This window comes from Streptomyces marincola (assembly GCF_020410765.1).
Lineage (GTDB): Bacteria > Actinomycetota > Actinomycetes > Streptomycetales > Streptomycetaceae > Streptomyces > Streptomyces marincola.
The window spans coordinates 2,909,389-2,933,164 of sequence record NZ_CP084541.1 but is presented as its reverse complement, the minus strand read 5'-3'; the positions used below and the strand labels follow the sequence as shown (position 1 = coordinate 2,933,164).

The window sequence follows — 23,776 nt, the reverse complement described above, 5'->3', positions numbered from 1 at the left end:
GGGCAGGTTAACCGCTGGACGGCCCCTCAGCGGACGCGGGGGTGCGGCGTGCCGCGCCGCGCCGCGGACACCAGGCTGCGGATGGTCGCGACCGTTCCGCACGAGACGATGACGGCCGCCGCCGTCATGCCGACGCTGCCGCTGAGCGGCAGCACGATGCCGACCGCGCCGCCGGCCACCCACGCCAGCTGGAGCGTGGTCTCCGAGCGGGCGAACGCGGAGGTGCGCACCACCTCGGGCACGTCGCGCTGGATCATCGCGTCGAGCGACAGCTTGCCGAGCGCCTGGCAGATGCCCGCCGCCGCGCACACCGCCACCACCGTGACCGCGAGGTAGGCGAAGGCCGCGGTCACCGTGCAGGTCAGGGCGAGCAGCAGCACCGTGAGCAGGATGCGTTCCGGGGAGCGGTCCCGCAGCCAGTTGCCCAGGATGTTGCCCAGCGCGTTCCCCGCGCCCGCGGCCAGCCCCACGACGCCGAGCGACAGCGCGGCGGTCAGCCCGGGCAGCGACTCGTTCCGCAGCAGGAACGCCATGTAGAAGAGGAGGAAGCCGGACAGGGCGCGCAGCGCCGAGTTCGCGATGAGCGCCTGGAACACCGGCGTGTCGACGCCGCGCAGCACACCGCGCGGCCCGTCGTCGCGCTCGCGGGACTTCGCCGCCCGCGCCTCGGCCAGCTCGGCCAGGTGCACCGTGCGCTCCCCGCGCGCCAGGTCGACCTGTCCCGGCAGCCGGAAGGAGAGGAACGCGCCCACGACCGTCACCGCGCACGCGCCGTACAGCGGCCAGCGTTCACCGATGGCGTTGAGGGCCAGCCCGACGGGCGCGGCGGCGCCCGCGGCGATCAGGCCGGTGAGGGTGATGCGGGCGTTGGCCTTCACCAGGGAGATGCGCGACGGGAGCAGGCGGGGGACGACGGCGGCGCGCACGATGTTGTACGCCTTGGAGCACACCATCACGCCCAGGGCCGCCGGATACAGACCGATCCCGCCGGTGACCACCACGGCCGAGATGACGAGGGCGAGCCCGCCGCGCGCCAGCAGCGCGCCGGCCATCGCGGCCCGCCTGCCGTGCGGCAGCCGGTCGAGGAGCGGGCCGATGACGGGCGCGAGCAGCACGAACGGGGCCATCGTCACGGCCAGGTACAGCGCGACCCGGCCGCGCGCCTCGTCGGTCGGCACGGAGAAGAAGATGGTGGAGGCCAGGGCCATCGTGATGAGCATGTCGCCCGCCGAGTGCACCGCGTGCAGCTCGATCAGCTTCGACAGCCCGGACTCGCCCGCGCCGTGCGCGTGCGTCGCGCGGCGGATGCGGCGGCCCACCGCGCGCGGCACCACGGGCAGGGCGCGGCCCGCCGCCCGGACCGTCCGGGCGAGGAACCCGGCGCCGGACGCGCTCTTGATGCGGGACGAGCTGCCTGCGGCCACGGCGCAAGCCTAAAGGCTGAACGCCCCGCAGCTCCCGTCCGCCCGCGCCCCTTTACCGTGGTTCACCGCGATTCACGGCGGGTCGCGGCGCTGTTCCGCCGCATGCGGTGCGGTACGGCCCACGCACCGGCCGCGCGAGCCGTGCGGTAGCGTGGGCGAGCGGTGCGCCTTGCCTCGTTCAGCACGACGTTCGCAGCGGTCCAGTGTCCGCTCCGTCGGCTCCGTTCGCCTCCAGGCGCCCGGCACCGGACAACGGCCTAGGAGTGAGTTCAGTGAGCGACGGACACACGGCTTGCGGGCCGCCCGTGCCGGCGGCGGCGGCGGTGGTGGCGCCGGGGGGCCGGCGGGGCGAGCGAGTCGGCACGGCGAGTGACCACGGGGAGAAGCTGTGAGCGCGGGAATGAGGAGCAGGACCCCCGATCCGCTGTGCGCCGAGGCGGTGGAACTGGCCAGGGCCGCGGCGGAGGAGGCCGCGCACCCGCATCCGCTCGGCGACTACCTGGGCGTGGTCGCCGAGGGCGACCGGCTGGTGACGCACCTGTTCGGGAGCGAGGAGCCGGGCTACCCGGGCTGGCGCTGGGGCGTGACGGTGGCCCGCGCGGCGCGCGCGCGGTACGTCACGGTGGACGAAGTGGCGCTCACGCCGGGGCCCGAGGCGCTGCTCGCGCCGGACTGGGTGCCGTGGAACGAGCGGCTGCGTCCCGGGGACCTCGGCCCCGGCGACCTGCTGCCCACCGCGCCGGACGACGCGCGGCTCGAACCCGGTTTCGTGGGCGACGCACCCGAGGCGGAGCCCGCCGAGCGCGGCACGGTGGCGGACGTGGCGGCGGAACTCGGCCTCGGTCGGCCGCGCGTGCTGTCCCCGCTGGGCCGCACCGAGGCGGCCGAGCGCTGGGAGGAGAACTTCGGGCCCAGGACGCCGACCGCGCAGGCCGCGCCGGCGAGCTGTGTGAGCTGCGGGTTCCTGATGCCGATGGCGGGCGCGCTGCGGCAGGCGTTCGGGGTGTGCGGCAACGAGTTCTCGCCGGCCGACGGGCGGGTCGTGTCGCTCGGGTTCGGCTGCGGCGGGCATTCGGAGGCCGCGGTCGTTCCGCAGCCGCAGCCCCCGGCTCCGCCGGTGATCGACCACATGGGCGCCGACCCGCTGTAACGACCCGCCGCGACGGGCCGCCGCAACGGCCCGCGCGGGCCGGGCCGTTACGGGTGCTCCCGGTGACGGTGCTCCCCGTGACGGCGGGCGCGCGTTCCGTTTCGGCCCGGTCAGGTCCGTTCTGGTTTGCTCTGGTCCGTCCCGGTCCGTTCGGGCTTGCTCAGAGCAGGGCGCGCGCGAGCAGTCCCGCGCCGGAGATGCCGACGACCCACAGCAGCGCGGCGCGCAGTCCCTCCGTCCCGAACCGCCGCCGCAGGGGCCGCCCCGCGAGGAACCCGGCGGCGACGAACGGCAGCAGCGCGAGCCCGGCCCGCACCTGCTCGCCGGTCAGTTCCCCCGAGGCGGCGAGCACGCCGAGCGACATCGCGGCGCCCACGAGGAAGAACCCGCCGAGCGTGGCGCGCACCCGCGCCGCCTCCTCGTGCTGGTAGAGCAGCGCGATGGGCGGGCCGCCGATGGACGTCGTGGTGGCGCCCGCGCCCGACAGCGCGCCCGCGGCCACCAGCGTCACCGGGGTCAGCGGCAGGCGGACCGTGGACACGGTGGCGGCCACCGCGAGCAGCACCATGGCGCCCACCACGGCGCCGAGCGTCTCGGGCGCCAGGGCACCGACCAGCCACGCGCCGGCGAGCGAGCCGGGCAGCCGGGCGGGCAGCCCCCAGGCCAGGCCGCGCCAATGGATGTGCCGCCACTCGGCGGCGATGGTCAGAACGGGCAGCAGCGTGGTCGTGACGATCAGCGCGCCCGGCATCAGGGAGGGCGCGGTGAACGCGACGACGGGCGCCGCGACCAGGCCGAGGCCGAGGCCGACGCCGCTCTGGACGGCGGCGCCGAAGAACACGGCGGCGCCGGTCAGGAGCAGGAACGATATGTCGGGCATCGGGCACCGAAGCTATCACCGGGCCCTCCGGTGCCGCCGGGCCGAGGGTGGCGGGGTGCGGGAACCCGGTACTGTCGCACCCGTGACGACCGACGACCACGACGATCCGTTCGGCACCGCGCGCCTGCGCCACGGTGTCCTGACCGCCTGGACGGCCTCACCGGCCAGGTTCCGCGAGGACGCCAACGCCGAGGAGGACCTGGCCAGGGGCGGCTACCGGGACCGGCTGGTCGTCGAGCTCGCGCAGAACGCCGCGGACGCCGCCGCCCGCGCCGGCGGGCCGGGGCGGCTGCGGCTCACCCTGCGGGACGGCGTGCTCGTCGCCGCCAACACCGGCGCCCCGCTCGACGCGGCGGGCGCCGAGTCGCTGTCCACGCTGCGGGCGTCCGCGAAGCGGGACGCCGAGGGCGCCGTCGGCCGCTTCGGCGTCGGCTTCGCGGCCGTGCTGGCCGTCAGCGACGCGCCCGCCGTCGCGAGCAGGGGCCACGGCGTGCGGTGGTCGCTGACCGAGGCCGCCGACCTGGCCGCCTCGGCGGCGAAGGACAGCCCGCGGCTGCTCGCCGAGCTGGAGCGCAGGGCCGGGAACCGGCACGCCGTGCCGCTGCTGCGGTTGCCGTTCCCGCTGACCGGCCCCGACATCCCCGAGGGCTTCGACACCGCCGTGATCCTGCCGCTGCGCGATGTCGCGGCCGAGGACCTCGCGGCCCGGCTGCTCGACGCCGTGGACGACACGCTGCTGCTGACGCTTCCGGGTCTCGACGAGGTCGCCGTCGAGACCGGCGGCGTCACCCGCACCCTGACCCGCCGCCAGTTCGGCCCCTACACGCAGATCACCGAGGAGCCCGGGCCCGCGGGCAGCGCCGTGCGCTCCACCCGCTGGCGCGTGGCCCGCAGCACGGGCGAGGCCGCGCCCGAACTCCTCGCCGACCGGCCCATCGAGGAGCGCGAACGCCGCCACTGGTCGGTGACCTGGGCCGTTCCCGTGGACGCCGAGGGCGCGCCGACCGCGCCCGCGAGCCCGCCGGTCGTGCACGCGCCGACCCCGACGGACGACGCGCTCGGCCTGCCGGCCCTGCTGGTCGCGTCGTTCCCGCTGGAGCCGACCCGCAGGCACGTGGCGCCAGGGCCGCTGACCGACTTCCTGCTCGACCGCGCCGCCGACGCCTACGCCGGGCTGCTCGCGGACTGGCGCCCGGTGACCGCCGACATCCTCGGCCTGGTTCCGGGGCCGCTCGGCCGGGGCGAACTCGACGGCGCGCTGCGCTCCCTGCTGCTCCAGCGGCTGCCCACCACCGCGTTCCTGCCGAGCGCGGCGGCGCCGCCGGTCGTGGCCGACGTGGCCGACGAGCCGGAGAACGAGGTGCCGGTCGCGCTGCGGCCCCGCGACGCCGAACTGGTCGAACGGGCCGGGGCCGAGACCGTCGCGGTGCTGGCCGAGCTGTTCCCCGTGCTGCTGCCCGCCGGTCTCGAACGGCGCCCCGAGCTGCGCGTCCTCGACGTGTCCCGGGTGTCCCTGGGCGAGGCCGTCGACCGGCTCGCCGGCGTGGAACGCCCGCCCGGCTGGTGGTGGCGGCTGTACGACTCGCTGGCCGGCGTCGACCCCGACCTGCTGACCGGCCTGCCGGTGCCGCTGGCCGACGGCCGCACCACGATCGGGCCGCGCCGCGTGCTGCTCCCGGTGCCCGGCGGCCTCGACGTGGCCGAGCTCGGCCGGCTCGGCCTGAAGGCGGCCCACCCCGAGGCCGCGCACCCGCTGCTTGAGAAGCTGGGCGCCGGCCCGGCCACGCCGCGCGCCGTGCTGGCCACGCCGCAGGTGCGGGCCGCGGTCGCCGCGTCCGCCGACCCCGAGGTGTGGGACGAGGACGCCGTGCCAGCGGCCGAACTCGCCGAGACCGTGCTGGCCCTCGTGCGCGACGCGGGCCTCGAACCGGGCGAGGAACCGTGGCTCGGCGCGCTGGCCCTGCCCGACGAGGACGGCGACTTCACCGCGGCGGGCGACCTGGTGCTGCCGGGCAGCCCGTTCCAGCGCGTCATCCACGAGGGCGAACTCGCCGCCTGCGACGCCGACCTCGCCGCCCGCTGGGGCGAGCAGCCGCTGACGGCGGTCGGCGTGCAGGCCGACTTCGCGCTGATACGGGCCGCGGACGTCGTGCTCGACCCGGACGAGCTCGAACCGCGCGAGGGCGACTGGGCCGAGCCGGACGACGCGGGCCTGCTCGACTCCGTCGACGTGTGGTGCGAGGACGTGCTCGACGCGCTCCCCGAGGCCCCGCTGCCGCCCGTCGCGACCGAGGTCGTGGGCGTGCGCGACCTCGAACTGGTCGCCGAGGAGCACTGGCCCGAGGTGCTGTCCCTGCTGTCCCGCCCGCCGTACCGCGAGGCGCTGACGACCCCGGTGCGCGTGCGCATGCCCGACGGCTCGTTCGAACGGGCCCGCTCCTACACCGCCTGGTGGCTGCGCGGCGCGCCGATCCTGGCCGGCCGCCGCCCGGCCGGGCTGCGGGCCGCGGACGCCGACCCGCTGCTCGCCGGGCTCTACGAGGACGCGGAGACGGCCGACGTCGACGAGGAGGTCCTGCACGCGCTCGGCGTGCGGACCACCGCCCGCGCGCTGCTCGCGGAACCGGGCGGCGCGGCCGATCTGCTCGCGCGCCTGGCCGACCCGGAGCGCGAGGTGACCGCGGCGCAGCTGCACGGCCTGTACGCGCTGCTCGCGGGCCTCGACCCGCAGGACGTGACGCTCCCCGACGAGCTGCGGGCGGTCGTCGACGGCGCGCCCGCCGTCGTGGCCGCCGCCGACGCGCTGGTCGCGGACGCGCCCGACCTGCTGCCGCTGGCCGCCGGCCGCGCGCTGCTGCCCGTGCCGCCGCCGCTGGCCGCCGCGCTGGCCGCGGTCCTCGACGTGCGCACGCTGAGCGCGGCCGTGCCGGCCGAGCCGCCGGGCGGCGGCACCGGGCGCGACGTGCCCGGGGCGGCGTCGGCCCTGCTCGGGCCGCGCACGCCCGAGCGGTACGTCGAGCACGACGAGCTGGTGGTGTCCGGCGTCGAACTCGACTGGCGCCTGACCGCCGAGGGCACGCTGCACGCGGCGACCGTCGAAGGGCTGGCCGCCGGGCTCGCCTGGGCGGCCGGGCAGTGGCCGCGCCGGTTCGAGCTGGCCGCGCTGCTTGAGGACCCGACGCGGGCCGACGAGCTGGAGACGGCGCGTTGGTTCGACTGAGGGCGGCGGCCCGGCGGAGGGCCGCCGCCCTCGCGCTGCCGCTCGCGTGCGCGGCGGCCTGCTCCACGGGCGGCCCCCCGCACGCCGCGGACGGCGGTGCGGGAGGTGAACCCGCGGCCGGGCTGTGGCGGCCGGCGCCCGGCACCGACTGGCAGTGGCAGCTGTCGGGCCCCCTCGACCTCGGGGTCGACGTGCCGGTCTACGACATCGACGCCTTCGAGGCGTCCGCGGCGGACGTCGCCGCCCTGCACGACCGGGGCGTGCGCGTGATCTGCTACGTCAACGCCGGGGCGTGGGAGGACTTCCGCCCGGACCGGGACGCGTTCCCCGCCGGGCTGCTCGGCGAGGGCAACGGCTGGGAGGGCGAGCGGTGGCTCGACATCAGGCAGCGGGACGCGCTGCGCCCGCTGCTCGCCGCGCGCTTCGACCTGTGCCGGGACAAGGGGTTCGACGCGGTCGAGCCCGACCTGCTCGACGGCTGGCTGAACGAGACCGGCTTCCCGCTCACCGCGGGCGACCAGCTCGCCTACAACCGCATGGTCGCGGACCTCGCCCACGAACGCGGCCTCTCGGTGGGGCTGAAGAACGACCTGCCGCAGATCCCCGAGCTGGTCGGGGACTTCGACTTCGCGGTCAACGAGGAGTGCGCCGAGTTCGGTGAGTGCGCGGCGCTGACGCCGTTCATCGACGCGGGCAAGGCCGTCTTCCACGTCGAGTACGCGCTGGAGCCCGAGGAGTTCTGCGCGGAGACGACGAGGCTCGGCCTCAGCTCGATGGCCAAGCGCCTCGACCTCGACGCCTGGCGCGCCCCCTGCTGAGCGCGGGCCGCGGGCCGTTCGGCCGCCGTCCGTCCGGCGGCGTCACTCGTCCTCCGCGGCCCGGCCGCCCGGGCCGAGGCGTCCCCGCTCGATTCCCCGTCGGGGCGTCTCGCTCGGCGGCGGCTCACGCCGCGCGGGGCCGCCTGAGCACCTCGGTCAGGGCCGCGATGCTCTGGTCGCCGCGGCCCGCGTCCGCCGCCCGCCGCACCAGGTCGTGCAGCGGCAGGGCCCACGTGGTGTCGACGTTCGTCTCCCTGGTCAGGTCCTCGTCGTGGGCCCGCGCGGTGAGGAAGAGGTTCACGGACGAGGCGGCGTCGCTGTAGTCGCCGCTGTCGATCTCCCGCGCGTACACGGGCAGCAGCGACTTGATCATGTCGAACCACGCCTCGGAGAACCCGACCATGCTGCTCACCGGGAGCCCGCGCGCCTGGAGCGCGGCGGCGCCCTGGAAGAAGCCGACGAGCGCGGGCAGCAGAGTCGCGCCCACCGCCGACTCGTACAGCGCGGCGAGGTCGGCCTCCTCGCCGAGGAGTACGGTGTCGCCGCCCAGCACCTCAAGGGTCGCCCTGTGCTCGTCGAACACGGACGCGTCGCCGCTGTAGTACAGCAACGTGTCCTTCGCCCCGACGGCCGAGGGCACGTTCTTGACCGCGCCGGCGAGGAAGCGCGCCCCGTGCGCCGCGGCCCAGGCGGCCGTCTCGCGCGCGCCGGAGGGGGTGCCGCTGTTGAGGGTGACGAGGGCGCGCCCCGCCAGCGTGCTCCCGGCCGGCCCGAGGGCCTCGCGGGTGTCCTCGAACCCCGTCAGGCACGCGACGACGAGCGGACTCGCCGCGACGGCGTCCGCCACCGCCGGGGCGTGCGCCGCGCCCTTGGCCACGAGCGGCGCGGCCTTGCCGGGCGTGCGGTTCCAGACGGTCGTCGGGTGCCCCGCCTCGATGAACGCACGCGCCAGCGCCGTGCCCATCGCCCCGAGTCCGATGACGGTCACGGGCGTGCGGCTGTCCCAGATCATGTGTGGCTCCAGTTCCTGTCGGTGACGGAGTCTCCATGCTGGGGCTTTACTTACTCCCCATCAAGTACCTACATTTTTGTGCGGTACCAACATTTCTGTCAGTGGGCGGGCGTCGGCGGACGTCAGCGGGAGGGCCGATGAGACAGCGGAGCTTCACATGCGGACTCGACGCGGCGATCGCCGTCATGGGCGGCAAGTGGAAGGGGCTGATCCTCTTCTCGCTGGGTGAGGGGCCCGTGCGCTTCGGCGCGCTGCGGCGGGCCGTGCCCGGCATCAGCGAGCGCATGCTGATCCTCCAGCTCCGGGAGATGGAGGCGAGCGGCCTGGTGCACCGCGAGGTGCACCAGCAGGTGCCGCCGAAGGTGGAGTACTCGCTGACCGAGTTCGGCCGCTCGCTGAACACCGCGCTCGAACCGCTCGGCGCCTGGGGCGAGGAGCACATGGAACGCATCGAGGCCATTCCCTGAGCACGCGCCCGGCCCTCCCCGCGGAACGCGCCCCGGGGCGCCCGGCGGCCGGGTCAGTCCGGCCGGCCGCCGTCGCCGGCGTCCCGGTCCCTGGCCAGGGCGGCTTCGCGGCGGCGCACGAACCACAGGCCGAACAGGCCGAGGCCGGTGCCCGCCAGGCAGGTCCAGAGCCACCACTCGTGCCCGCGGTCGGCGTACCAGCCCCAGAACGGCGCCTGGGCCGCGAACAGCACGGCCCACACGATGGTCCCGGTGAGCACGGTGGCCACCACGTTGCCCTCCAGGGGCTCGGGAGCCTCCCGCTTGCCGTCCGTCAGATCACCCCAGCGCATGCCCGCAGCCTACCGACCTGGCCGCGGCGGCCCGGAGGCGAGCTACGAGACGCGGGTCACTCGAACGGGCGCACGGGAATGTACAGCGACCGCCGTTCGTCCTATATTTCGTTAGGCAAGCTAATGAGCGATGGCGGTGCTGATGCCCAACGGGAAGCCGGACGAGCCGGACGACACGGACGCGGTGAACACACTGCGCATCGGCGTGCTGCGGCTGTCCCGCCGGATGCGCCACCTGAGCGTGGACCGGACACTGAGTCTCGCCGAGCTGTCCGCGCTCGGCACGCTCGCGCGCTGCGGGCCGATGACGCCGGGCGAGCTGGCGCGCAAGGAGCACGTCCAGCCGCCGTCCATGACCCGGATCATCGCCCTGCTCCAGGAGCGCGCCCTGGTCGCGCTCGAACCGCACCCGGAGGACCGGCGGCAGAAGCTCGTCGCCGCCACCGATCAGGCCGAGGAGATGCTGGCGGCCAGCCGCAGTCAGCGGAACGCCTGGCTGGCCGAGCTGGCCGGGGAGCTGGACGAGGAGGAGTGGGCCGCACTGCGCGCCGCCGCGCCGGTGCTCCACAAGCTTGCGCACCTGTAGGAGAGACAGGACGAACAGCACGAAGGAGAGTTCCCCTTGAGTCCGGGACCCGGAGCAGGCTCCGCACCCGCATCCCTGACCGCGACCGACAAGATATCCACCTTCAGTTCCTTCCGGATACGCAACTACCGGCTGCACTTCTTCGGCTCGTCGGTGTCCAACATCGGCACCTGGATGCAGCGCATCGCCCAGGACTGGCTGGTGCACGAGCTGACCGGCTCGGCCGCCGCCGTCGGCGTCACGCTGGCGCTCCAGTTCCTGCCGATGCTGCTGTTCGGACTGTGGGGCGGCGTGCTCGCCGACCGGTTCGACAAGCGCAAGCTGATGCTCGGCACCCAGGTCCTGCTCGGGCTCACCGGACTGGTGCTCGCCGCGCTGACGCTCAGCGGCCAGGTGCACGTCTACCACGTGTACGCGCTCGCGTTCGTCGTCGGCCTCGCGACCGTCGTGGACAACCCGGCCCGGCAGGTGTTCGTCTCCGAGATGGTCGGCCCGCACCTGCTGCGCAACGCCGTCTCCCTGAACTCGGCCAACTTCCAGTCCGCCCGGCTCATCGGCCCCGCCGTCGCGGGCGTGGTGATCATGGGCGTCGGCAGCGGCTGGGCGTTCCTCTTCAACGGCCTGTCCTTCATCGCGCCCATCGTCGCCCTGCTGATGATGCGCACCTCGGAGCTGACCCCGACCGAACGCGCCCCGCGCGGCAAGGGCCAGCTCCGCGAGGGCCTGCGGTACGTCGGCGGGCGTCCTGAGCTGCTGTGGCCGATCGTGCTGCTCGGGTTCGCCGGCACCTTCGGCTACAACTTCGCGATCTGGCTGGTCGCGTTCACCGACCACGTCTTCCACGCCGACGCCGGCACCTACGGCCTGCTGAACTCGCTGATGGCCGCCGGCTCCGTGGCCGGCGCGCTGCTCGCGGCGCGGCGCGGGAGCCGGCGCATGCGGTTCACGGTGGCGGCCGGGCTGCTGTTCGGCGTCGTGCTGATGGTGGCCGCGTTCGCGCCGACGTTCCTGGTCTTCGCGCTGCTGATGCCGGCGATCGGCCTGGTGAGCATGACGTTCCAGGTCACCGCCAACGCCGGCATACAGCTGCACAGCGACCCGGCGATGCGCGGTCGCGTCATCAGCCTCATGATGATGGTCTTCGTCGGCGGCACCCCCTTCGGCGGCCCGCTCATGGGATGGCTCACCGACACGTTCGGCGCCAGGATCGGCCTGTTCACGGGCGGCGCGCTGTGCGCGGGCGCCGCGGTGGGCGTGGCGCTCGTGCTGGCCCGCATCGGCGGGCTGAGGCTGCGGATCAGCCTGCGCGCGGGGAGCCGGGGCGTGGCGCTCGTGCCGCGCGACCCCGAGGAGCTCGCGGCGGCGTGACCCACGCCGCGTGGGCGGCTCACCCGGCGGACACCCGCCGGGTGAGCAGCATGCCGGGCCACCCGTCGACGTCGAAACGTTCCGCGGCCGTGAACCCCTGGCCGCGGTAGTAGTCGACGAGCCGGCCGTCGTCGCCCGCGTAGCAGTCGACGCGCACGAGGTCGACGCCCTGGCGCCGCGCCTCGTCGACGGCGTGCGCCAGCAGGGCCGCGCCCACGCCGCGGCCGGCGAACGCGCGGTCGGTGGCCAGCAGGTGCACGTACACCTCGGGCTCGTCCGCGGGGGCCAGGTAGGGACCGGGGGAGGGGGTGAGGGTCATGGTGCCGGCCGGTTCGCCCTCGACCTCGGCGATCCACACGGTGCCGGAGGCGAGGATCTCCCGGACCCGCTCCACCGCCTTGGGGCGCGCCGACCACGGCTGGGTGCCCCACTGGCCGGTGCGGCCCCGGGCCGCGAGCCAGGCGACCGCCCCGTCGAGCATGCCGAGTACCAGAGGAAGTTCCGCCGTTGAGCCCTGCCGTATGCGCATGGTGCGTCATTCTGGAGTACGGCGGTGGCCGCCGGAAGGGTGCCGGCGACCGCGCCGAGTGAGCGTGAGGACGCGGAAGGAGGGGGCGCGTATGCGGTTGTTCGCCGCGGCAGTGCCGCCACGGGAGGCCGTCGCCGAGCTGCGCGCGGCCGTGGCGGCGGCTCGCGAGCCGGCCGGGCGGCGGCCCGCGCCGGCGGAGCCGGCCGGCCTGCGCTGGACCGACCCCGCGGGCTGGCACGTGACGGTCGCCTACTACGGCGAGGTCGGGGAGGAACGGCTGCCGGGGCTGCACGAGCGGCTGGCCGCGGTGGCGGCGGCGCGGGAGCCGTTCGTGCTGCGGCTCGCGGGCGGCGGCACGTTCGGGGAACGGGTGCTGTGGGCCGGCCTCGCCGGGCAGACCGCGGCCCTGCACGACCTGGCGGTCGCGGCGTCCGCGGCCGGGCCCGCCGTCGGCGGGTTCGACGCGTACCGCCCGCACCTGACCCTGGCGCTCGCGGCCCGTGGCGCGGCCCCCGGGCCCGCCGTCCCGGGGCCGCCGCTCGGGGCGCTGGCCGCCGCGCTCGGCGGCTTCGCCGGCCGGACGTGGCGGGTGGGGCGGCTGGTGCTGATGCGCAGCGAGGCGGACCACCGGTACTCGGAACGGGCCGCGTGGCCGCTGGGCGTACCGTGAACACCGTGAACGCGAAAACACGCACCCGGATCGTCAGCGCAGCCCTCGTCGTGCTCCTCGCCGTGGTGGCCCTGGCGGCGGTCTTCGGCTAGTGCCGGCTCCGCCGGGCCCGCCCGCGCGGGCCCGGCGGCCGTATCTCACGCGTCCTGCCGGTCCCGGATCGGCACCCCGACGGAGTGCAGGTGCCGGATCGCCTCGCCCCACGAGGCGAACAGCCCTGTCTCGTGGTACGGAACGCCGATCTCCGCGCAGTAGTCGCGCACGATCGGCGCGGCCTTGCGCAGGTGCGGGGTGGGCATCGAGGGGAAGAGGTGGTGCTCGATCTGGTAGTTGAGCCCGCCGAGCGCGATGTCCTTGAACGGGCTGCCCGTGACGTTCCGCGACGTGAGCACCTGGCGGCGCAGGAAGTCGGGGCGGTCGTCGCCGGTGAGCGTGGGCATGCCCTTGTGGTTCGGGGCGAAGCAGCAGCCCAGGTAGACGCCGAAGACCGCCTGGTGCACCAGGACGAAGGCCACGGCCTTGCCGGGCGACAGGACGGTGAACAGGACGCCCACGTAGATCACCACGTGCGCGGTCAGCAGCGAGCCTTCGAGCCAGCGCCGCTTCATCGAGGAGGAGCGCAGCGCGCGGAAGCTGGCGACGTGCAGGTTGAAGCCTTCGAGCGTCAGCAGCGGGAAGAAGATCCAGCCCTGGATCCGGCCGATGAACCGCGGCAGCCCCTTCGCCGCCCTGGCCTGCTCCTGGGACCACACCAGGATGTCGGGGGCGACGTCCGGGTCGAGTTCCTCGTGGTTGGGGTTGGCGTGGTGCCGGGTGTGCTTGTTCATCCACCAGCCGTACGACATCCCGATCCCGAGATTGCCGTACAGCCGGCCGCCGATCTCGCTCGGCCGCCGCGTGCGGAAGATCTGCCGGTGCGCCATGTCGTGCATCACCAGGGCGACCTGCCCGAAGGCGACCGCCATGAACGCCGCCACGAGCAGCTGCCACCAGGTGTTCCCCAGGAGGGCGAACGCGACCCACGAGCCGACGAACGCCACGGTCACCAGCGATATCCGCACCGTGTAGTACCCGGGCCGCCGTTCCATCAGCCCCGCTTCGACGATCCGCCGCGAGAGCCGGGCGAAGTCACTGCCGTTGGGGGTCCCCCGCCGGCCGGCCTCTGCCGGCGCGGCGTCGGCACCCCGCGCCATCTCGATGTTCGTTGTCACCCGGGCAAGTCTTCGGCCCCGGCCGCCTGCCGGGACAGCCGTCTGGGACCCCTCGCGCACGGGTCCCTGCCCCCCGCCCCGGGGTGGTGCCAGGTACACCCCGGGGCGGTCGGGAGCCCGGTGCGGCGCGCGTGCGCGCCCGGGCGCTGCCGCCCGGTCCGGCGCGCCGTTCGCCTGCCGCCGCGTCGGCGGGCCGTCCGCGTGCCGCCGCGTGCGCGTGCTACCAGGCGAACGCCTCGGGCGAGGGCCCGGTGCCGGGGAAGATGTCGTCCAGGCCCTTGAGCAGGTCGTCCGGCAGGTCGAGCGCGACGGCCCGCACCGCCGAGTCGAGCTGCGCGCGGACCCGCGGCCCCACGATCGGGCCGGTCACGGCCGGGCGGGTCAGCAGCCACGCGAGGGCCACCTCGCCGGGGTCGAGGCCGTGTTCGGCGACCAGGTCCTCGTAGGCACGCACCTGCGCGCGCCGCGTCTCGTCGGTGAGCGCGGAAGCCGACCTGCCGCCACCGCTGCGGGAGCCGCCGCCCTCGCGCTCCTTGCGGAGCGCGCCGCCGAGCAGCCCGCCCTGGAGCGGCGACCACGGGATCACGCCGAGGCCGTAGCTCTCCGCGGCCGGCAGGACCTCCATCTCGGCGCGGCGTTCCGCCAGGTTGTACAGGCACTGCTCGCTGACCAGGCCGAGCGAGCCGCGCCGCGCGGCGGCCTCGTTGGCCTGCGCGATGTGCCAGCCGGCGAAGTTCGACGAACCGGCGTACAGGACCTTGCCCTGCTGCACCAGGACGTCGATCGCCTGCCAGATCTCCTCCCACGGCGTTTCCCGGTCGACGTGGTGGAACTGGTAGAGGTCGATGTGGTCGGTCCGCAGCCGCTTCAGGCTGGCCTCGACGTTCCGGCGGATGCTGACCGCCGAGAGCCGGTCGTGGTTGGGCCAGGGCCGGTCGCCCGCCATGTTGCCGTAGACCTTGGTGGCCAGGACGACCTTGTCGCGCCGTTCGCCGCCGCCGGCGAACCACGAGCCCAGGATCTCCTCGGTCCTGCCGCGGTGCCCGTCACCGCCGTAGACGTTGGCCGTGTCGAAGAAGTTGATCCCCGCGTCGAGGGCCGCGTCCATGATCGCGTGGCTGTCGGCCTCGTCGGTGAGCGGCCCGAAGTTCATCGTGCCGAGCACGAGCCGGCTCACCTTCAGTCCCGTGCGTCCCAGCTGTGTGTACCTCATGGTTCCAGCCAACTCGGTGCGCCGCTCGTCGGCAAGTGCTGTCCCGCGCCGCCCCGGCCGGGCGGCAGCGGGCACGGGACCGCGGGATGGAAGCGGTTCGGGCAGCAGACGACCGCGTAGGAGACCAGGTTCCGGGAGGCGAGGTAGTACACCCACGCGACGTCCACCCCGCGGGGAAGGCCGTCACGCGCGTGCGCGAGCCTCGCGCGCAGCGGCAGGCAGGACGGGCCGCCGTCCGGGCGCGTGGCCGGTGGAGCGCCGGCGTGGGTCTCCGCCAACCAGCCGAGGGCGCCTGCCACGGCGTCCCACGTGCGCTCCCGCGCGGTCTGCGCCCGGCGCAGCAACCAGTGACCGGTCATCAGCGGCGGCAGCGTCGAGGCGAGGAACGCCTGCGTCCGCGGGTCGTCCGCCCCGCGACCCGGTCGGCGCAGAGGCTCCTGCCCGTAGGTGTCGCGGCTGCCGCTCCACGGACCGTAGCCGTGCCAGTGTCCTGACCAACTCGTCACCAGTGTCGTCCTCATGGGGATGGGCGGGCCGCCCGCCGCTGGGCCGAGCGGCCCGCCCGGTCGGTGGGTGGGGGAAAGCTACGGGGTCAAGCCGCGCTCGACGGCCCAGCCACGCGCGAACGCGTCGAGTTCGGCGGTGGTGAAGCGCAGCTCACGGCCCGCGCCGCTGTCCTTGCTGTCGCTCAACGCCCACCCGTCGACGCCGGGCAACTCCGCGAGCCGCACGCACGTCTCGTGCTCGCTCCCGAGATTCCCGCCGCAGTAGGCCCGGGGCTGTGCCCCCGAGCCGGAAATGCTGTAGAGGTCCATGGTTTCGTCTCCTCCCGCAGTATGCGTCCGAACCATGGTCCACCCGATACCAGGCAGGGAGGGCCGATATTTCTGTTGTCGGGTGAAAATCATGAACGGTAGGCGTCGGCCCATTCCTCCATGAGCTTCCGGGCGCTGTCCGCGAAATGAGCGTGACGCGTATACGCGTCGAACAGGCTCAGGTGTTCTGCGACGTCCCTGGGGTCCTGGAAGACCATGCGTCCGGTGAAAGTCTCGACGGTTACCAGGCGCCGGTCATAGACGGTGAAGGTGTTCATGGGCCCTCTGGACATGGTCGCACCCGTAGGAATCACGCCAATACGCACGTTCGGTAGATGGGACAGTGACACCAGCCGGTCGATGTGCGCGGCCATGACCTGTGGTGGAGCGATGGCCCACCGAACGGCTTGCTCGGTCAGTAAGAATGTGAACCGTTTCGTGCTGTCGTGCAGTACGGCCTGCCGCTCCAGTTTTCTGGCGACAGTCCTGGAGGTGTCGCCCGGGGAGTGGGTCAGGCTGGCTCTGATGTATTCCGGGGTGGCCAGCAAGCCTGTTGCCATCGCAGGCAGAAAATAGCGGAAGGCACTCGACTTCTGTTCGAGGCCGGCCAACTCCGCTTGGCGCTTGTCAATCCCTCTGCGCCACGACACCCGCTTGCCCTGCCACTCCGTATTGGCCAGCCTTGCCAGCGTCCTCACTTCCGCCGCGATGCCGGCGGGTGGACCGAGGGCGCTCAACAGCAGTTCGACGTCGACAAGGCTGGGCGTGGCCCGGCCGTTCTCGATGTTGCTGAGCTTGGTCTGGGACATCTTGCAGCGCTGGGCCAGCCATACTTGGGTGCGGTTGGCTCTTCTGCGAAGCGTGCGGAGTGTTTCGGCCAGGTCGGTCTTCGACCGGCCGAGTTGCTGCGGGTCAAACGTCAAGGCCCTGCACGTACTCCTCGAAAGAGACGGAATGCTTCAAGGCAATCCGCTTCCATTCCCGGAATGGTGCGAGGTCGCCTTCGTAGACCTTGCGGTTGATCTGTGTGCCGTCCGGGCGGAAATTCAAGTGGGCCAGACGCGTGTCATCGAACAACCACCAGTCCTGACCGGTGAGCGGGAGACCGTGGTCGTCATGGGTCACGTCCAGTACGCGGATGTCCTCTCCGGCGGTGATGTTTCCGGGAATGCCCCATGCGAATTGGTACCGCTGGTAAGCGGTCAATGGCCGGCGGACGACACGGACGCGTCCGATCCTGCGTCCCGAGGTGACGAACCCCCGCACGCGCTCGTGCCAGCGCCTGTTGTGGTCTGCCGGTTTCGCTTCACCTCTCAGGAAGCGCGCGACGTTCTCCTGCTCCCTGGGCATGGAATAGGCGGGCTGCGCCTCGAATCGCCACGCTTCCCGCGCGAAGCCGTCGAAGAACTCGCGCCAGCTCTCACCATCCAAGAGCATGGACCGCCTCCTTCAGGACGGATGCGGGAATCCTCGCCAGGACCTCGCCGTCCGGGGGCCGGAATGCGGGGCATTGGTGCCCCTGCACGACGATGCTGCCGTCCGCCTCGTCCAGGTAGACGTTCGGGCAGTCGTCATCGTCGCAGTTGGGGCCGCCGGCCTTTCCGGTGAGTCGGGTCAGATCGCCTCGCGCCATGGTTCCCCTTTCCGGGACAGGACCGCCTCCTGTGCACGGACGACGTTAGAGCCGCTGCGCGGAGCCCGTCCACGGGACGACGCGAATATGCGCGTTGTCGGGTAAACGATCATCAGCGCGAACACTCACCCGCCGGCGGGCCCGGCGCTCGTAGGACCCGGGCGGGACCGCCGGGGGTGGGCCGGTGGCAGGCTTGGGGGCATGCTCTCCCGGACTCCGTCGCGGTTCCCGATGTCGCGGGCCGCCGCCGGCGGCCTCGCGTGCGTGCTGTTCGCCGCCGCGCCCGCCGCCCTCGCCGCGCCCCGCGCCGAGGAACCGCCCGCGTTCACGATCGCCGATCCCCGCGTCACCGAGTCGAGCGGCCTCGTGGCCAGCCGCCTGCACCCCGGCGTCTACTGGACCCACAACGACCAGGACGCGGCCCCGAACCTGTACGCGGTCGACGGGGCCACAGGCGAGACGGTCGCGACCGTGACGCTGTCCGGCGTGGAGGGCCGCGACCTGGAGGCGATATCCGCCGGCCCGGACGGCACCCTGTACGTCGGCGACATCGGGGACAACTACGACGGCGCGTGGCCCGAGGTGTGGGTCTACCGCCTGCCGGAGCCCGAGCAGCTGGCCGACGCCACCGTGACCCCGGTCGTGCACCGGGTGGCGTACTCGGACGGGCCCAGGGACGCCGAGGCGCTGATGGCGCATCCGGTGACCGGCCGCGTGTACATCGTCAGCAAGAAGCAGGACGGCGGGGCCGCGCTGTACGCGGGCCCGGAGGAGTTGTCCGAGACCGAGGTGAACGTCTTCGAGCGGCAGGCGGACATCGACCTGTGGGTGACGGACGGCGCGTTCTCGCCGGACGGTTCGCGGCTGCTGCTCCGCGGCTACTTCACGGCCCGGATGTACCGCTTCGCGGACGGCGTGCCGGAACCGGTCGAGCGCCGGGTGATACCGCCGGTCCAGCGGCAGGGCGAGTCCGTCACGTTCACGACCGACGGGCGGACGCTGATGTTCGGCACCGAGGGCGAGGGCAGCCGGGTGGAGCCGGTCGGGCTCGCGGGCGACCTGCTGCCGGACAGCGCGCGCGGGGCGGAGGACCCGGAGGAGGGCGACGACGGGCGGGGCGGCGGAACGGGCGGTGACGGCGGTGACGGCGAGAGCGACGGGGGCGGGGACGGGGACGGGGGCGGGGGCGAACTGTCCGTCGGGGTGACGACCGCGGTCGTCCTCGCCCTGCTCGTGGTGCTCGGACTGCGCCGCCTGCTGCGCGCCGGCGGCCGGTCCTGACCGGCCGCGGGGCGGTCGGCGGCGGGTGCGGACGGCCCGGCGGGGCCGGACCGCGGGCCGGTACGCGCCCCATGCCGTCGCGCGCGGTGCGGCGTTAGGGTAACTCCATGTCCGTCACCGCTCGTTCGCCCAGGCGCCCGGGGTCCGCCGCTCTCAGCGACGCGGCCGACGCGCTGCTCGCGCTGTCCAACGGCCGGCGGCTCGCCCTGCTGCACACCGTCACCGAACTGAACGCGGCCTCCGGCCCGGCCGGGCTGTCCGACGTCGCGGGGCGGCTCGGCCTCGATGTGCGGACGGTGTCCAAGGAGGTCGTGCGCCTCACCGAGGCCGGCCTGCTCGACCGGCACGGCGGGGAGCTGACGGCCGACACCGCACGTCTCGGCGAACTCGCCGCCGCGGTGGCCGAGTTCACCGCGCTGTGCCAGGTCGTCCCACCCGGGTCCCCGCTGCGCCGCTACCTGACCCACGGGCGCGTCTCCGCTCTGCCCAAGAACCCGGACGACCTCGGCGCGATGGCCCGCGCCCTGGCCGAGCTGCTGCCCGAGGACAGGTCGCTGACCGAGACCGAGGTCAACGAGATCCTCGGGCAGGCGGGCGACGATGTCGCCGGCCTGCGCCGGCTGCTCGCCGACCAGGGCCTGGTGGACCGGTCGGGCGCCGCCGGGTACCGCCGCCGGCCCCCGGCGGGCGGCGACGCGGCGACCACCGGGCGCTGACCGCCCGGCCCGCGCCGGGCGGCGAGGGCGCCCGGCGCGGACACGGGTCCCGGTGGCCTCAGCGGGCCGAGGGGACCACCAGCGTCACGGACAGCGGCTCGGCGAGGACCGCGGGCAGGGCCGCGTCGACCTCCCGCGCGGTCACATCCCGCAGCGCGGCGAGCAGCGAGGCGACGAACTCCGCCGGCAGGCAGGACTGCTGAGCCTCTGACTGGAGGGCGAGCCCCTGGTCGGGCGGCCCGGTGCGGCGCAGCAGCGCGGTGCGCGCGATGCGCCGGGCCGTGGCGAGCGCGTGCGCCGTCCCGACCTCCTCGTGCGCCCCGCGCACCAGGGCGATCAGCCGGTCGGCGTCCGCCGCGTCGGGTGCCGCCAGCATGACGAACTCCCCGTGCCCGAGGTCGATCACGCAGTCCCAGAGGTATGTCAACGCCTCCCGCACGCGGACGACGCCGTCGACGGCCGAGCTGTAGGGGCCGAAGGCGGCCTGGTTCGCGACGAGGACCGCCGCGAGGGCCCGCACGGTGCCGATCCTGGGGATCGGGCGGCGGATCTGGACGTGGGCGAGTTCGGCGCGCGGTGACTCGACCTCCGTCCACGCGCGGGGTGCCAGGCCGCGCGGGAGGCGGATCGCCAGGTCGCCCGGCATGGCGCCGCCCGCCCGGCCCGGGCCCTGGGGCCGACCCGCGGTGATGGCCACCCCGGCGGCGATTCGGGGGGCGTGGACCGGCGCGTTGTCCAACAGGCGGCGCGCGTCGTCGAGTACACGCGCGGCGAGCCGGTCGGAGCGCAGCCGGGTGGGCTCGTCCGGGGTCGGCTCGGCAGCCCGGAAGGCCCGGGTCGCCAGGGCCGCGATGTCGTGGGACGTCCGCGTGCGCGCGGCGACGGCGCGGACCAGGGCGCGGTCCGCGCCGTCGTCCCTGACGGTGTGGACGAGCGCCTCCCGCACCGCGGCGTGCAGGACAGCGGCGTCCCGCCATACGGCCGGCGGATCGATGGCGGGAGGCGTCACCTCCACCCCCCGCGGCGTGCCGTGGTCCGCCAGCACGCGCGGTGAGCCGCGTCCCGCCCAGAAGTCGAGAACGCGCGGAATCACCAGGGCGTCGCGCACGATGCCGTCACCGGCGCGGCCGGGGAACGCGCCCGTGACCTCCACCCGCATGCGTGGCCGCGGCCCGGCCGTGCCGAAGCACCGCAGGCTGCGGATCGCGTCGTACCGCTGGACGCCGCACACGGTGCCGTCGCGGGCGGCGGACGGCTCGACCGGCCGGCTCACCACGACGCCGTCCCCGGACGGGCGCGGAACGCCGCGGACGGACTCGACGCGAGGAGTTCACCGAACGCGCGCAGGGTGCCCGCGTCGGCCCGGCGCACCGCGTCGAGCACGTCGTCGTGCCGGCCGGCGCGGCCGGGCGCCAGCAGGTCGAGTGCGTCGATGGCGGCGAGTTCCGCGGTGTCGAAGCGTGTCGCCGCCACGGCCTCCCGGGCCAGGCGCAGGTCGTCCGACGGCCCGTGCAGCGCGGGCAGCAGGACGTCGTCCACCAGGTTGGGACGGCGTGCGGCGGTGCCGGCCGGTGCCGTTCCCGCCGCGACCGCGTACAGCTGCCCGCCGCGCACCGGCGCCACACCGCGCGGCGAGACGACGCGGCCGGAGGCCCAGCGCAGCGGGGCGGGCCAGGAACGCCGTTCGAGCAGGCTGCCGCCGAGCCAGGCCGCCGCCGCGACCTCGGGGCCGCTGGGCAGGACCCAGGCCCTCGCGCACGCCCCGGCGTCGCCGCCCCCCGCGTCCCGCGGTTCCTCCGGGGCCCGCCGTTCCCGCGGCAGGAGGGCCGGCGGGCCCGTGGCGCGGTCCCCGCCGGGCACCGCGCCGGGCACCGCTCCGGCGAGCAGGCGGGCGAGGTCGTCGGCGGTCGGCGAGGCGGTGGGGCCCACCACGGCCAGGGCGTGGGCCCGGCCGGCGGGGAACCGGCGGATCGCGTCGGCCACCGCGGGCGGGTCGAGCCCGGCGGCCGTGACGGCGACGGGGTCGAACGTCCGGTCGCCGCGCAGCGCACGGGCGATGTCGAGCCGGGGGAATCCGCGCAGGCGGTCCTCGCGCAGGCCGCGCCGCTCCAGACCGATCAGGGCCCGGGCGGCGGCGATGTGCGGTGCCGTCGCCCTGCGGTCGCCGTCGTCGAGCCGGCGGGCGACGGCGTCCACCACTGCGGCCACCTCCTCCGGCGGGCAGGCGTGGTGGAGCAGCACCGCGTTCTCGCGCGTCTCGCCCCAGGCGAGCGTGCCGAGATCCGGGTCGCGGGCGAACCACACGTGCTCGAACAGGTGGGCGAGGCCGGTGCAGGCCGGGGGGTCGTCGAGGTACCCGCGGTCCACGGCCACGCAGACCACGCTGTAGGGGCTGTCGGGAACCACGCGGACCGAGGCCCGCGCGTTCCCCAGGCGAACGGCCGCCGGCATCAGCCGCCCGCGCTTTCGCTGCCGACGCGGTCCCGCGTCGCCGCCGGGCGGAGGCGGACGTCCCCCATGGCGAGCCCGGCGCAGGCGGCGACCACCGTCACCGCACCGGCCACGAGGAACGTGGCCCTGGCGTCGCTCGCGGCGAACACGCCCCCGATGGCGTACCCGACGAGGAAGAAGGTGTTCACCACGGAGCCCGCCGCGGCGTGGGCCCGGCCCAGCAGCTCCTTCGGCGTTCGCACTTGGACGGAGGTGCGCATCGCGATGTTCTGGTAGGCGTTGGCCACGCCGGCCGCGAACGCCATCACGAGCGTGACGCCGGCCACGGCGACCGCGCCGAACAGCAGGATCGCCAGGCCCATGCCCGCCGCGCCGAACAGGACGGCGCGTTCCGGCGTTTCCCATTCCCTGCGGGTGGCCAGGGCGGCCCCCGCGAGCGCGCCCGCGCCCCACGCGGCGGTCAGCAGGCCGAGCAGCGCGCTTCCCGCGTCCAGTGCGTCCCGCACGAAGAACACCATGGCGACGTTGACCATCGAGCTGGCCGACACGGTGAACACGACCACGGGCAGCACCGCGCGCAGCCGCGGCTGGCGGGCCAGGAACGTCAGCCCGTCCGTCGCGCCCTTCCACCAGGGGCCTTCGCCCCGTTCCACCGGCCGGTGCACGCGCGCGAGGGCGATGGCGCACGCGGCCAGCAGGAACGACACGGCGTCGACGAGCAGCGCGACCCTGATCCCCACGGCCGCCACCAGGACGCCCCCGATGACAGGACCGAGCAGGGTCGAGGCCGCACGGCTCGACTCCAGCAGCCCGTTGGCGCGGGCGGGGAACGCCTCCCCGGCGAGGAGGGGCATGAGCACGATGACCGCGGGTGTGGCGACCGCCGCGCACACCCCCACGACCGCCATGCCGGCGATCAGGCCGGGCGTGCTCGGCCACGCGCTCATCGCCAGCAGGACGACGGCCTGGACGAGCGAGGCGAGGGCGAGCACCCGCGCCGCGTCCCGGCGGTCGAGCAGCGAGCCGGCCAGGGGGGAGAGGAGGACGGCCGGGGCGATCTGGAGGATCAGCAGGGCGGCGACGAGCAGCGACTGCTCGCTGCCCGCGATCTCGACCAGGACGGCGATCGCCGCGATCTCGTCGCCCATGGCCGAGACGAACACGGCGACGAGGAAGACCGCGGCGGCCGTCCGGCCGCGGCCCTCGCCCGGTGGCGTCGCGGCCCTCATCTCTTCCGGCCCGTCATGACGTGGTCGGCGTCGTCGCCGATGGCGTGCAGATCGGTGAACCCCGCCTCGTCGAACAGCTCCGCGAGCTCCGACATCGGCCGCAGCCGGCGCAGTTGCGTGCCCTCCTGGCGCGCGCGGACCGTCCCTGCGGCGTCCACGAGCTCGACGATCCGCTCGACCCGCAGGTGCCGTCCCGCCGCCTCGGCCGTGCGGCGCTCCTCGACCCTGGCGACGTGGGCCTCGTCGACGGGAACGTCGGGCCGCCGCACCCAGCCGGCCGTGGCGCGCAGCGCGGCCGGGTCGCCGGCCGATCCGGTGATCGCGAGCGTGCCGCCCGTTTCGAGCGCGGCGGCGTAGCCGCGCAGTGACGCGCGGGCGAGTTCGTCGTCGATGACGAAGCTGAACGCGTTGAGCGGGCAGTACATCGCCGCGTACCCGCTCAGCGCCCCGTCCAGGGGCGCGAAGCTGCCGCGGTGCACCACGGGGCTGAGCCCCTGGCGTGCCGCGGCGGCCCGGCACCGGGCGGTCATCTCCTCGGAGATCTCCAGCCCGTGCACGGAGTGCCCCGCGCCGAGCAGGCGCAGCAGCAGGCGCCCGGTGCCGCTGCCCAGTTCGAGCGCGGTACCGCCGGCGCGGGCGACGACCCGGGCGAACACCGCGTCCTCACCGAAGTGTTGGTCGGCGATCGCGGAAGCGTACACGGTCCCGATGAGACCGTCGTAAAAACCGGTGGCTGTCATGTCGTGTGGTGAACGCCTTCCTCGGCGTGCT

The 23,776-nt window shown here is 74.8% G+C and carries 25 protein-coding genes; 9 read left to right on the top strand and 16 right to left on the bottom strand.

Features of this window, described 5'->3' with window-relative positions:
• Nucleotides 1-26: 26 nt before the first annotated feature.
• Nucleotides 27-1,424, bottom strand: a complete 1,398-nt coding sequence (locus tag LC193_RS12450; protein ID WP_226074053.1) for an MFS transporter — start codon at nt 1,422-1,424, stop codon at nt 27-29.
• A 400-nt stretch (nt 1,425-1,824) separates the two neighbouring features.
• On the opposite strand from LC193_RS12450, the gene LC193_RS12445 reads away from it, so the two are divergent.
• On the top strand, nt 1,825-2,574 hold the full coding sequence (locus tag LC193_RS12445; protein ID WP_226074052.1) for a DUF3027 domain-containing protein: 750 nt from the start codon (nt 1,825-1,827) through the stop codon (nt 2,572-2,574).
• A gap of 160 nt (nt 2,575-2,734) precedes the next feature.
• Here the strand turns inward: LC193_RS12445 and LC193_RS12440 are convergent, their stop codons facing one another.
• Nucleotides 2,735-3,454: a sulfite exporter TauE/SafE family protein gene (locus LC193_RS12440; protein ID WP_226074051.1), complete on the bottom strand. Its 720-nt coding sequence runs from the start codon at nt 3,452-3,454 to the stop codon at nt 2,735-2,737.
• On the opposite strand from LC193_RS12440, the gene LC193_RS12435 reads away from it, so the two are divergent.
• Together LC193_RS12435 and LC193_RS12430 are read left to right on the top strand one after the other, a co-directional pair.
• The gene (locus LC193_RS12435) at nt 3,444-6,674 is read left to right on the top strand and encodes a sacsin N-terminal ATP-binding-like domain-containing protein (protein WP_404819402.1); all 3,231 of its coding nucleotides are present in this window, start codon (nt 3,444-3,446) and stop codon (nt 6,672-6,674) included. The genes LC193_RS12440 and LC193_RS12435 overlap by 11 nt on opposite strands.
• Nucleotides 6,671-7,492, top strand: coding sequence for an endo alpha-1,4 polygalactosaminidase (locus LC193_RS12430; protein WP_404819532.1), 822 nt, complete (start codon nt 6,671-6,673; stop codon nt 7,490-7,492). The genes LC193_RS12435 and LC193_RS12430 overlap by 4 nt, the downstream gene beginning before the upstream one ends.
• Nucleotides 7,493-7,616: 124 nt before the next feature.
• On the opposite strand, the gene LC193_RS12425 is transcribed toward LC193_RS12430, so the two are convergent.
• Nucleotides 7,617-8,504: an NAD(P)-dependent oxidoreductase gene (locus LC193_RS12425; RefSeq protein ID WP_226074049.1), complete on the bottom strand. Its 888-nt coding sequence runs from the start codon at nt 8,502-8,504 to the stop codon at nt 7,617-7,619.
• 137 nt (nt 8,505-8,641) lie between these two features.
• On the opposite strand from LC193_RS12425, the gene LC193_RS12420 reads away from it, so the two are divergent.
• The gene (locus tag LC193_RS12420; RefSeq protein WP_226074048.1) at nt 8,642-8,971 is read left to right on the top strand and encodes a winged helix-turn-helix transcriptional regulator; all 330 of its coding nucleotides are present in this window, start codon (nt 8,642-8,644) and stop codon (nt 8,969-8,971) included.
• Between the two features lie 53 nt (nt 8,972-9,024).
• Here the strand turns inward: LC193_RS12420 and LC193_RS12415 are convergent, their stop codons facing one another.
• Nucleotides 9,025-9,303 (bottom strand): DUF2530 domain-containing protein, encoded by a 279-nt coding sequence (locus LC193_RS12415; RefSeq protein WP_226074047.1) that lies wholly within the window; start codon nt 9,301-9,303, stop codon nt 9,025-9,027.
• Nucleotides 9,304-9,433: 130 nt separating this feature from the next.
• Here LC193_RS12415 and LC193_RS12410 point away from each other — a divergent pair, with 130 nt between their 5' ends.
• Both LC193_RS12410 and LC193_RS12405 read left to right on the top strand, forming a co-directional pair.
• Nucleotides 9,434-9,889: a MarR family winged helix-turn-helix transcriptional regulator gene (locus LC193_RS12410; RefSeq protein WP_086159976.1), complete on the top strand. Its 456-nt coding sequence runs from the start codon at nt 9,434-9,436 to the stop codon at nt 9,887-9,889.
• A 36-nt stretch (nt 9,890-9,925) separates the two neighbouring features.
• The gene (locus tag LC193_RS12405; protein ID WP_226074046.1) at nt 9,926-11,257 is read left to right on the top strand and encodes an MFS transporter; all 1,332 of its coding nucleotides are present in this window, start codon (nt 9,926-9,928) and stop codon (nt 11,255-11,257) included.
• Between the two features lie 19 nt (nt 11,258-11,276).
• On the opposite strand, the gene LC193_RS12400 is transcribed toward LC193_RS12405, so the two are convergent.
• Entirely contained in the window at nt 11,277-11,786 is a 510-nt protein-coding gene (locus LC193_RS12400) for a GNAT family N-acetyltransferase (protein WP_226074043.1), read from the bottom strand.
• A 91-nt stretch (nt 11,787-11,877) separates the two neighbouring features.
• On the opposite strand from LC193_RS12400, the gene thpR reads away from it, so the two are divergent.
• Complete coding sequence (gene thpR, locus LC193_RS12395) at nt 11,878-12,456, top strand: RNA 2',3'-cyclic phosphodiesterase (RefSeq protein ID WP_226074041.1); 579 nt, start codon at nt 11,878-11,880, stop codon at nt 12,454-12,456.
• Between the two features lie 137 nt (nt 12,457-12,593).
• Here thpR and LC193_RS12390 read toward each other — a convergent pair whose 3' ends face one another.
• From LC193_RS12390 to LC193_RS12360, 7 genes are all read right to left on the bottom strand, one after another.
• The gene (locus LC193_RS12390; protein ID WP_226078566.1) at nt 12,594-13,649 is read right to left on the bottom strand and encodes a fatty acid desaturase family protein; all 1,056 of its coding nucleotides are present in this window, start codon (nt 13,647-13,649) and stop codon (nt 12,594-12,596) included.
• 238 nt (nt 13,650-13,887) lie between these two features.
• Entirely contained in the window at nt 13,888-14,880 is a 993-nt protein-coding gene (locus LC193_RS12385; RefSeq protein ID WP_226074039.1) for an aldo/keto reductase, read from the bottom strand.
• A complete protein-coding gene (locus LC193_RS12380) occupies nt 14,877-15,401 on the bottom strand; it encodes a hypothetical protein (protein WP_226074037.1) in 525 nt (174 codons plus the stop codon). Before LC193_RS12380 ends, LC193_RS12385 begins: the two co-directional genes overlap by 4 nt.
• A 63-nt stretch (nt 15,402-15,464) precedes the next feature.
• Complete coding sequence (locus tag LC193_RS12375; protein ID WP_226074035.1) at nt 15,465-15,695, bottom strand: DUF397 domain-containing protein; 231 nt, start codon at nt 15,693-15,695, stop codon at nt 15,465-15,467.
• An 89-nt stretch (nt 15,696-15,784) separates the two neighbouring features.
• Nucleotides 15,785-16,618 (bottom strand): helix-turn-helix domain-containing protein, encoded by an 834-nt coding sequence (locus tag LC193_RS12370; RefSeq protein ID WP_226074033.1) that lies wholly within the window; start codon nt 16,616-16,618, stop codon nt 15,785-15,787.
• Nucleotides 16,608-17,132, bottom strand: a complete 525-nt coding sequence (locus tag LC193_RS12365) for a DUF6879 family protein (protein WP_226074031.1) — start codon at nt 17,130-17,132, stop codon at nt 16,608-16,610. The genes LC193_RS12370 and LC193_RS12365 overlap by 11 nt, the downstream gene beginning before the upstream one ends.
• Nucleotides 17,116-17,328 carry a hypothetical protein gene (locus tag LC193_RS12360; RefSeq protein ID WP_226074030.1) on the bottom strand — a complete coding sequence of 71 codons (213 nt, stop codon included), beginning with the start codon at nt 17,326-17,328 and terminating at the stop codon, nt 17,116-17,118. Before LC193_RS12360 ends, LC193_RS12365 begins: the two co-directional genes overlap by 17 nt.
• 201 nt (nt 17,329-17,529) lie before the next feature.
• On the opposite strand from LC193_RS12360, the gene LC193_RS12355 reads away from it, so the two are divergent.
• Nucleotides 17,530-18,609, top strand: a complete 1,080-nt coding sequence (locus tag LC193_RS12355; RefSeq protein ID WP_226074029.1) for a hypothetical protein — start codon at nt 17,530-17,532, stop codon at nt 18,607-18,609.
• Nucleotides 18,610-18,716: 107 nt separating this feature from the next.
• A complete protein-coding gene (locus LC193_RS12350) occupies nt 18,717-19,325 on the top strand; it encodes a DUF2087 domain-containing protein (RefSeq protein WP_226074028.1) in 609 nt (202 codons plus the stop codon).
• Between the two features lie 58 nt (nt 19,326-19,383).
• Here LC193_RS12350 and LC193_RS12345 read toward each other — a convergent pair whose 3' ends face one another.
• The 4 genes from LC193_RS12345 to LC193_RS12330 are packed head-to-tail and all read right to left on the bottom strand — an operon-like array spanning nt 19,384 to nt 23,706.
• Entirely contained in the window at nt 19,384-20,601 is a 1,218-nt protein-coding gene (locus LC193_RS12345; protein ID WP_226074027.1) for a peptidase M16 family protein, read from the bottom strand.
• Nucleotides 20,595-21,776 carry a serine/threonine-protein kinase gene (locus LC193_RS12340; RefSeq protein ID WP_226074026.1) on the bottom strand — a complete coding sequence of 394 codons (1,182 nt, stop codon included), beginning with the start codon at nt 21,774-21,776 and terminating at the stop codon, nt 20,595-20,597. Before LC193_RS12340 ends, LC193_RS12345 begins: the two co-directional genes overlap by 7 nt.
• Nucleotides 21,776-23,005: an MFS transporter gene (locus LC193_RS12335; protein WP_226074025.1), complete on the bottom strand. Its 1,230-nt coding sequence runs from the start codon at nt 23,003-23,005 to the stop codon at nt 21,776-21,778. Before LC193_RS12335 ends, LC193_RS12340 begins: the two co-directional genes overlap by 1 nt.
• Entirely contained in the window at nt 23,002-23,706 is a 705-nt protein-coding gene (locus tag LC193_RS12330) for a methyltransferase domain-containing protein (protein WP_226074024.1), read from the bottom strand. Before LC193_RS12330 ends, LC193_RS12335 begins: the two co-directional genes overlap by 4 nt.
• Nucleotides 23,707-23,776: the final 70 nt, after the last annotated feature.

Bases quoted from the DNA above. Each gene is read 5' to 3' on its own strand.
- LC193_RS12445 (WP_226074052.1), top strand. From the start codon at position 1,825: ATGAGGAGCAGGACCCCCGATCCGCTGTGCGCCGAGGCGGTGGAACTG.
- LC193_RS12435 (WP_404819402.1), top strand. From the start codon at position 3,444: ATGTCGGGCATCGGGCACCGAAGCTATCACCGGGCCCTCCGGTGCCGC.
- LC193_RS12440 (WP_226074051.1), bottom strand. From the start codon at position 3,454: ATGCCCGACATATCGTTCCTGCTCCTGACCGGCGCCGCCGTGTTCTTC.
- LC193_RS12425 (WP_226074049.1), bottom strand. From the start codon at position 8,504: ATGATCTGGGACAGCCGCACGCCCGTGACCGTCATCGGACTCGGGGCG.
- LC193_RS12420 (WP_226074048.1), top strand. From the start codon at position 8,642: ATGAGACAGCGGAGCTTCACATGCGGACTCGACGCGGCGATCGCCGTC.
- LC193_RS12415 (WP_226074047.1), bottom strand. From the start codon at position 9,303: ATGCGCTGGGGTGATCTGACGGACGGCAAGCGGGAGGCTCCCGAGCCC.
- LC193_RS12410 (WP_086159976.1), top strand. From the start codon at position 9,434: ATGGCGGTGCTGATGCCCAACGGGAAGCCGGACGAGCCGGACGACACG.
- LC193_RS12400 (WP_226074043.1), bottom strand. From the start codon at position 11,786: ATGCGCATACGGCAGGGCTCAACGGCGGAACTTCCTCTGGTACTCGGC.
- thpR (WP_226074041.1), top strand. From the start codon at position 11,878: ATGCGGTTGTTCGCCGCGGCAGTGCCGCCACGGGAGGCCGTCGCCGAG.
- LC193_RS12390 (WP_226078566.1), bottom strand. From the start codon at position 13,649: ATGGCGCGGGGTGCCGACGCCGCGCCGGCAGAGGCCGGCCGGCGGGGG.
- LC193_RS12385 (WP_226074039.1), bottom strand. From the start codon at position 14,880: ATGAGGTACACACAGCTGGGACGCACGGGACTGAAGGTGAGCCGGCTC.
- LC193_RS12380 (WP_226074037.1), bottom strand. From the start codon at position 15,401: ATGAGGACGACACTGGTGACGAGTTGGTCAGGACACTGGCACGGCTAC.
- LC193_RS12375 (WP_226074035.1), bottom strand. From the start codon at position 15,695: ATGGACCTCTACAGCATTTCCGGCTCGGGGGCACAGCCCCGGGCCTAC.
- LC193_RS12365 (WP_226074031.1), bottom strand. From the start codon at position 17,132: ATGCTCTTGGATGGTGAGAGCTGGCGCGAGTTCTTCGACGGCTTCGCG.
- LC193_RS12360 (WP_226074030.1), bottom strand. From the start codon at position 17,328: ATGGCGCGAGGCGATCTGACCCGACTCACCGGAAAGGCCGGCGGCCCC.
- LC193_RS12355 (WP_226074029.1), top strand. From the start codon at position 17,530: ATGCTCTCCCGGACTCCGTCGCGGTTCCCGATGTCGCGGGCCGCCGCC.
- LC193_RS12350 (WP_226074028.1), top strand. From the start codon at position 18,717: ATGTCCGTCACCGCTCGTTCGCCCAGGCGCCCGGGGTCCGCCGCTCTC.
- LC193_RS12340 (WP_226074026.1), bottom strand. From the start codon at position 21,776: ATGCCGGCGGCCGTTCGCCTGGGGAACGCGCGGGCCTCGGTCCGCGTG.
- LC193_RS12335 (WP_226074025.1), bottom strand. From the start codon at position 23,005: ATGAGGGCCGCGACGCCACCGGGCGAGGGCCGCGGCCGGACGGCCGCC.